Origin of the sequence: Streptomyces sp. NPDC056628 (assembly GCF_042792555.1) — a bacterium.
Lineage (GTDB): Bacteria > Actinomycetota > Actinomycetes > Streptomycetales > Streptomycetaceae > Streptomyces.
The window spans coordinates 1-7064 of the sequence record NZ_JBHTWG010000075.1 but is presented as its reverse complement, the minus strand read 5'-3'; the positions used below and the strand labels follow the sequence as shown (position 1 = coordinate 7064).

Sequence of the window (7064 nt, the reverse complement as noted above, 5' to 3'; positions counted from 1 at the left end):
CTCTCGGCGTCCCGCAGGGACTGCTGGAGCACTACCGCACAGACCTCACCCAGCCAGGACCGCTCGGCAGTCCGTTTCGCCTCGGTGATCAGGCGCGTGGACAGCTGACCGGCCGTCGGGAAAGGCTGCCCGGCCCTACGGGCGTCTTCACGGGCACGCACCGCGTCGTTGAACACGACACGGGCGCACCCGAACGCCTTCGCCAACGCCCTCTGCTGGCCGGTATCCGGGTACAGGCGAAAGCTGTACCGAAGCTGCACGACCGTCACCCTACGCACTGGGGTTATGGGTGAGATGCAGGAGATCAGAACTGGCCGGCACTGTGTTTTCGTGATGCATGTGCACTTGGTCTTCGTGACGAAATTCCGGCACAAGGTGTTCACCGATACGACCACGTCCATCTGCTGGTGCACTTCCCGCCCAAGGTCGCCGTGACCAAACTGGTCAACTCCCTCAAGGGTGTCTCCTCCCGAAGGGTCCGCCGGGAGTTCCCCGACCTGGTACGCCACTACTTGCGGGCCAGCAAACTCTGGTCCGGGTCCTACTTTGCCGGAACCGCCGGCGGCGCCCCGCTCTCTGTGATCAGGCCGTACATCGCACAGCAGAACCGACCGGTGTGAGCACCACCCGGCTGAACCGGAAAAGCCCTCGCGACGCTCCTCGCCCCAGGCAAAGAACCACGCCGTCCGGCTCCGCCGGACCTGAATCCGCGACGCTCCGCGTCGCGACCAGTAGATTCGCTTCACCACCGGCCTGAAGACCGATCACTGCGAACGAATTCTGGTAGCCGAGGTCGACCTTGCCCACGGCCGCCGCCGTACGGTGCTCGGTGACCCTCCGGACCAGGACCTGCCCGATCATCCGCCCGTCGAGCTCGACGACGAAGCTCCCTGGCCAAGGCTCGGGCACGGCGGGCACCTCCCGTTCCAGTTCGTCGCGCTGCCGGGGGCCTCCGAGGTAGGTGTGCACCTCCGGTGACGCCAGCAGTTCGACGAAGGTCGCACGGTCGCGTGCCTCGGCCGCGCGCAGCACGAGCCGTTCGGTCCTGATCGGTGCGGGCGGCCAGGCGACGGGTCCGAGGGCGGTCATACCGGCAGGTTAGGGCCTTTTCGTTCGGATCGGCCCGGTTGTGGTCGACGGGACATGGTGACGTGCCCGAGCGGGGTCTGGTGCGTGCAGTTGCAAGGCGGAGGAGGGAGTCGACGCGGAGCGTCGGCGAGGGCCTCACGTCGGGCCGCGTGGTGTCCCGTCTTCGCGCTCTGCGGACGGCCCGCCGTCATGTTCTTCCGGTTCGCGGCCGGAGCGGTCCCGTGCGCATGGCGGGTGTCGCGGAGGAGGTCCTCGCGTCCGGCGCGCCGGGCCGTGATCGTCGGCGTGGCGGTGGAGGGTCCACCGCTATTCGTCGCCAACTTTCCTTGCGTACCCAGGAGTTGGTTGAACGCCGTAAGATCGTCTGGCATACGCGGTCCGTTCTCCCCCACCCGCGCGATGGAGCCGACATGACGACCAATTCCCAGGTGCCCGTCCAGATCGACACCAGCAGGGCCCGTCCGGCCCGCGTGTACGACTGGTTGCTCGGCGGCAAGGACAACTACCCCGTGGACGAGGCGGTGGGCGAGCGGCTGCCTCCGGAGGCGCGCGACGGCGCCCGGCAGAACCGGCAGTTCATGCACCGTGCCGCCGCCTGGCTCGCCTCCCAGGGCACCGACCAGTTCCTGGACATAGGCACGGGCATCCCCACCGAGCCGAACCTCCACCAGGTCGTGCAGAACGTCGTGCCGTCCGCCAGGGTCGTGTACGCCGACAACGACCCGATCGTCCTGCGGCACGCCGAGGCGCTGCTGATCAGCACGTCCGAGGGGGCGACCGACTACATCCAGGCGGACGTGCGCGATCCGGAGGCGATCGTCGGGCGCGCCCGGCGCGTCCTGGACTTCGACCGGCCCGTCGCGCTGTCACTCATCGCCCTGATGCACTTCATCAGCGACGAGCAGGACGCCCACGGCATCGTCCGCGCGCTGGTCGGCACCCTGCCGCCGGGCAGTCACCTGATCCTGTCGCACGCCTCGTCCGACCTGTTCCCGGAGCTCTCGGACCAGGTGGTCGCCGAGTACGCGAAGGGCGGCATCCGGCTCGCGTTCCGGCCCCGCCCGGAGGTGGAGCGGTTCTTCGACGGGCTGGACCTCGTGGCGCCGGGTCTGGTGACGGCGACCGAGTGGGCGCCGTCCTCCCCCGCCGCCGAGGCGGAGCCGAGCGGCATCTACGCGGGCGTGGCGCGCGTGCGCTGAGCCGCCTTCCCCATGGAGGCGGGGGACGGGCGCCGGGCCCGCGGCTCGGCAGCGCGACTTTGTCTCCGCCATGAGAAAAGTACCGAGATCTTGTGCGGAAGGGGTTACGAGCGCGGACGAAGCCCGCTAACTTCCGGGAACTGAAGCGTTCATGAGGCCCTTCGGAACCCTTGGGGCCTGTGCTCGATGGCGCGACGGCGCGCGCCCGCAACCCCCCACCGGCGGTCGTCCGGCGTTCCTCCGGCGACCGCCGCCACCCCGTCTCCCATGGAGTACTCCATGCGTACGAGATCGCCCTCCCTGAAACGTGTCCGCACGGCGCTGCCGGCCATGGTGTGCGCCCTCGCCCTGGCCCTGCCGCTGGGCCCCGCCGCGGCGGCCCCCGGTGACGCACCCGCTTCCGCCCCCGCGGCGGCCGAGGACTTCCAGCAGGTCACCCTGGCCAAGGGAGTCGCCGAGACCGGCGAACCCATGACGATGACGGTGCTGCCGGACCGCTCGGTCCTGCACACCGCGCGGGACGGCACGCTGCGCCGCACCGACGCGGCCGGCACCACCAGCGTGGCCGGCAGGCTCGATGTCTACAGCCACGACGAAGAAGGGCTGCAGGGCGTCGCCGCCGACCCCGGCTTCGCGTCGAACCGGTTCGTCTACCTGTACTACGCCCCGAAGCTCAACACACCGACCGGGGACGCCCCTTCGGACGGAACCGCCTCCGACTTCACGCCGTTCGACGGGGTGAACCGGCTGTCGCGGTTCGTGCTGAAGAGCGACAACACGCTCGACCTCGCCAGCGAGAAGAAGATCCTGGACGTGCCCGCCTCCCGTGGCCTGTGCTGTCACGTCGGCGGCGACATCGACTTCGACGCGGCGGGCAACCTGTACCTCTCGACCGGCGACGACTCCAATCCCTTCGCCTCCGACGGGTTCACGCCGATCGACGAGCGCGCCTCCCGCAACCCGGCGTACGACGCCCAGCGTTCCGCGGGCAACACCAACGATCTGCGGGGCAAGATCCTGCGGATCAAGGTCAACGCCGACGGCTCCTACGCGATCCCGTCCGGGAACCTCTTCCCGCCCGGCACCGCGAAGACCCGGCCCGAGATCTACGCGATGGGCTTCCGCAACCCGTTCCGCATGAGTGTCGACCGGGCCACCGGCATCGTCTACGTCGGTGACTACGGCCCGGACTCCGGCACCGCAAGCCCCTCCCGCGGCCCGGCCGGACAGGTCGAGTTCAATCGCGTCACCAAGGCGGGCAACTTCGGCTGGCCGTACTGCACCGGCAAGAACGACGCCTACGTGGACTTCGACTTCGCGACCGGCTCGTCCGGGTCCCGGTTCGACTGCGCGGCACCGAGGAACACCTCGCCGCGCAACACCGGCCTCACCGACCTGCCGCCCGCGCAGCCCGCCTGGATCCCCTACGACGGCAACTCCGTCCCGGAGTTCGGCAACGGCTCGGAGTCCCCCATGGGCGGCCCCGTCTACCGCTACGACGCCGCCTCCAGCTCGGACGTGAAGTTCCCGCAGGAGTACGACGGCGACTTCTTCGCCGGTGAGTTCGGCCGCCGCTGGATCAAGCGCATCGAGACCGGCGGAGACGGCACCGTGCAGTCCGTCAACGCCTTCCCCTGGGCAGGAACCCAGGTGATGGACATGGCCTTCGGCCCGGACGGCGCCCTGTACGTCCTGGACTACGGCACCGGGTACTTCAACGGTGACCAGAACTCCGCGCTGTACCGCATCGAGCACGTGACGGGCGGGCGCGCCCCGTTGGCGCAGGCCAAGGCGAGCGTCACCTCCGGCAAGGCCCCCCTGTCCGTGTCGTTCTCGTCGGCGGGCAGCAGCGACCCCGACGGGGACACGCTCGCCTACGCGTGGACGTTCGGCGACGGTGCCACCTCCACCGCCGCCAACCCGGCCCACACCTACACCGCCGAGGGCCAGTACACGGCCACGCTGAAGGTCACCGATCCGAGCGGCAAGTCCGCCACGGCCTCGGTGCAGATCACCGTCGGCAACACCGCCCCGACCGTGCGGATCGACACGCCCGCCGACGGGCAGATCTACGACTTCGGCGCCGCCATCCCGTTCAAGGTGACGGTCACCGACCCGGAGGACGGGACGATCGACTGCTCCCGGGTGAAGGTCAACTTCATCGTCGGGCACGACAGTCACGGGCATCCGCAGACCTCGGCCACCGGCTGCACGGGCACCCTCCAGACCCTGGCGGACGGGGAGCACGACCCCAACGCCAACATCTTCGGGGTCATCGACGCCGAGTACACCGACAAGGGCGCGGCGGGTCAGCCCGCGCTGACGACGCACGACCAGCGGGTCACCCAGCCCAGCCACCGGCAGGCCGAGCACTACGGCGGCTCCGCGGGCGTGCAGATCATCGAGAAGGCACCGGCGCACGGCGGCCGTACCGTCGGTGAGATCCACAACGGCGACTGGATCTCCTTCACGCCGTACCACCTGGCCGACGTCCGGACGTTCACTGCCCGGGTGTCCTCGGCGGGCGCCGGCGGCACCATCGAGGTGCGGACCGGCTCCGCGACCGGCACCCTGCTGGGCACGGTCACCGTGCCGGTCACCGGCGGCTGGGAGACCTTCCAGGAGGTCACGACGTCCCTGAGCAACCAGCCGGCCGTGTCGACCGCGCTCTTCCTCGTCTTCAAGGGCGGCAGCGGCGCCCTGTTCGACGTGGACGACTTCTCCTTCAGCACCGCCACGGGCGGCGGCAGTCGCGCGGGTGAGGTGCGGGGCGTGAACGGCAAGTGCCTGGACATCGACAACGCGGGCACCGCCGACGGCACCAAGGTGCAGATCTGGACGTGCAACACCACCGCCGCCCAGCGCTGGACCATCGGCACCGACAGCACCTTCCGCGCCCTCGGCAAATGCCTCGACATCGACAACGCCGGCACCGCCGACGGCACGAGGATCCAGCTGTGGACCTGCAACGGCACCGGAGCCCAACTGTGGACCCCGCAGGCCGACGGCACCGTCCGCAACCCCCGCTCGGGCAAGTGCCTCGACGCCTCGGGTGGCACCTGGAACGACGGCACCCCCGTCCATCTGTGGACCTGCCACACCGGCCCCAACCAGAAATGGACCCTGCCGTAGAAGGGAGGCACCTCGTGATGCGCACTCTGCTCAAAGCGGCCACCGCGTTGTTCGCCGGCGCCGCGCTCTGCATGTCTCCCCAGGCCTCGGCGCTGCCGGGCGGCACTGCGGAGACGCCCGTCGCGGCGCCCGCGGCCGACCCCGCCTACCGGGTCCTGGTCTTCTCCAAGACGGCGGGTTTCCGTCACTCCTCGATCGACGAGGGCGTCGCCGCACTGCGTGAGCTGGGCGCGGCGAACAACTTCACCGTCGCCGCCACCGAGGACGCGGGCGCGTTCACCGCGGCCAACCTGAGCCAGTACCGTGCCGTCGTCTTCCTCTCCACCACGGGGGACGTGCTGGACGGCGCCCAGCAGACGGCGTTCGAGCAGTACCTCGGCGCGGGCGGCGGATACGTCGGTGTCCACGCCGCCGCCGACACCGAGTACGACTGGCCCTTCTACGAGGGCCTGGCCGGCGCGCTCTTCCAGTCCCACCCGGCGATCCAGCCGGCGACCGTCAAGGTCGAGGACCGGGCGCACGATGCCACCGCCCAGCTGGGCCGCACCTGGCAGCGCACCGACGAGTGGTACAACTACCGCACGAATCCGCGCAGTTCGGCCCATGTACTGGCCTCGCTTGACGAGTCCAGCTACTCCGGCGGCACCATGTCCGGCGACCATCCGATCGCCTGGTGCAAGGACTACGCCGGTGGCCGCGCCTTCTACACCGGCGGCGGCCACACGGAGGAGTCGTACGCGGACCCGGCCTTCCGCCGGCATCTGCTCGGAGGGGTCCGCTGGGCCGCCGGGCTCACTCAGGCCGACTGCCGTCCGGAGACCGGTTACACCTCCCTGTTCGACGGCGGCGGCACGGCCGGCTGGCGGCAGGCGGGCCCCGGCGGCTTCACGCTGGCCGACGGCACGCTCACCTCGCACGGCGGGCTGGGTCTGCTCTGGTACGACGCGAAGGAGTTCACCGGCGACTACTCGCTCAAGCTGGACTGGCGGATGAGCGGCGACGACAACTCCGGTGTGTTCGTGGGCTTCCCGGCCTCCGACGACCCGTGGTCGGCCGTGGACAACGGCTACGAGATCCAGATCGACGCCACCGACAGCGCCGACCGGACCACGGGGGCCGTGTACGGGTTCAAGTCGGCCGACCTCGCCGCCCGGGACGCCGCGCTGAACCCGCCGGGCAGCTGGAACACGTACGAGATCCGGGTCACCGGGGAGCGGCTGGAGCTGTTCCTGAACGGGCGGAAGATCAACGACTTCACCAACACGGATCCGGCGCGCAGTCTGCGGCAGGGGCACATCGGGCTGCAGAACCACGGCGACGGTGACGAGGTGGCGTTCCGCAACATCCGGATCAAGCAGGCCGGGAGCCCGTCCGGCCCGCGCGCGGGTGAGGTGCGGGGCGTGAACGGCAAGTGCCTGGACATCGACAACGCGGGCACCGCCGACGGCACCAAGGTGCAGATCTGGACGTGCAACACCACCGCCGCCCAGCGCTGGACCATCGGCACCGACACCACCTTCCGCGCCCTCGGCAAATGCCTCGACACCGCCAACGCCGGCACCGCCGACGGCACGAGGATCCAGCTGTGGACCTGCAACGGCACCGGAGCCCAACTGTGGACCCCGCAGGCCGACGGCACCGTCC

The 7064-nt window shown here is 70.1% G+C and carries 5 protein-coding genes and 1 pseudogene; 4 read left to right on the top strand and 2 right to left on the bottom strand.

Annotated elements, in window-relative coordinates; translation table 11 throughout:
• A partial coding sequence (locus ACFRAC_RS36380; protein ID WP_382939521.1) for a helix-turn-helix domain-containing protein occupies positions 1–260 on the bottom strand: 260 nt, incomplete at its 3' end.
• Between the two features lie 25 nt (positions 261–285).
• On the opposite strand from ACFRAC_RS36380, the pseudogene tnpA reads away from it, so the two are divergent.
• Positions 286–620, top strand: a pseudogene (gene tnpA, locus ACFRAC_RS36375) (IS200/IS605 family transposase).
• Here tnpA and ACFRAC_RS36370 read toward each other — a convergent pair.
• On the bottom strand, positions 583–1089 hold the full coding sequence (locus tag ACFRAC_RS36370; protein ID WP_382939516.1) for a GNAT family N-acetyltransferase: 507 nt from the start codon (positions 1087–1089) through the stop codon (positions 583–585). The pseudogene tnpA and the gene ACFRAC_RS36370 overlap by 38 nt on opposite strands.
• Before the next feature lie 410 nt (positions 1090–1499).
• Between ACFRAC_RS36370 and ACFRAC_RS36365 the strand changes: the two genes are divergently transcribed.
• From ACFRAC_RS36365 to ACFRAC_RS36355, 3 genes are all read left to right on the top strand, one after another.
• Complete coding sequence (locus tag ACFRAC_RS36365; protein WP_382939512.1) at positions 1500–2288, top strand: SAM-dependent methyltransferase; 789 nt, start codon at positions 1500–1502, stop codon at positions 2286–2288.
• A 279-nt stretch (positions 2289–2567) separates the two neighbouring features.
• Positions 2568–5420: a lectin gene (locus ACFRAC_RS36360; protein WP_382939509.1), complete on the top strand. Its 2853-nt coding sequence runs from the start codon at positions 2568–2570 to the stop codon at positions 5418–5420.
• Positions 5421–5437: 17 nt separating this feature from the next.
• The coding region (locus ACFRAC_RS36355) for a ThuA domain-containing protein (protein ID WP_382939507.1) at positions 5438–7064 on the top strand (1627 nt) is incomplete at its 3' end.

Excerpts from the sequence above, each read along its gene's own strand:
- ACFRAC_RS36370 (WP_382939516.1), bottom strand. The coding sequence starts at position 1,089 with ATGACCGCCCTCGGACCCGTCGCCTGGCCGCCCGCACCGATCAGGACC.
- ACFRAC_RS36365 (WP_382939512.1), top strand. The coding sequence starts at position 1,500 with ATGACGACCAATTCCCAGGTGCCCGTCCAGATCGACACCAGCAGGGCC.
- ACFRAC_RS36360 (WP_382939509.1), top strand. The coding sequence starts at position 2,568 with ATGCGTACGAGATCGCCCTCCCTGAAACGTGTCCGCACGGCGCTGCCG.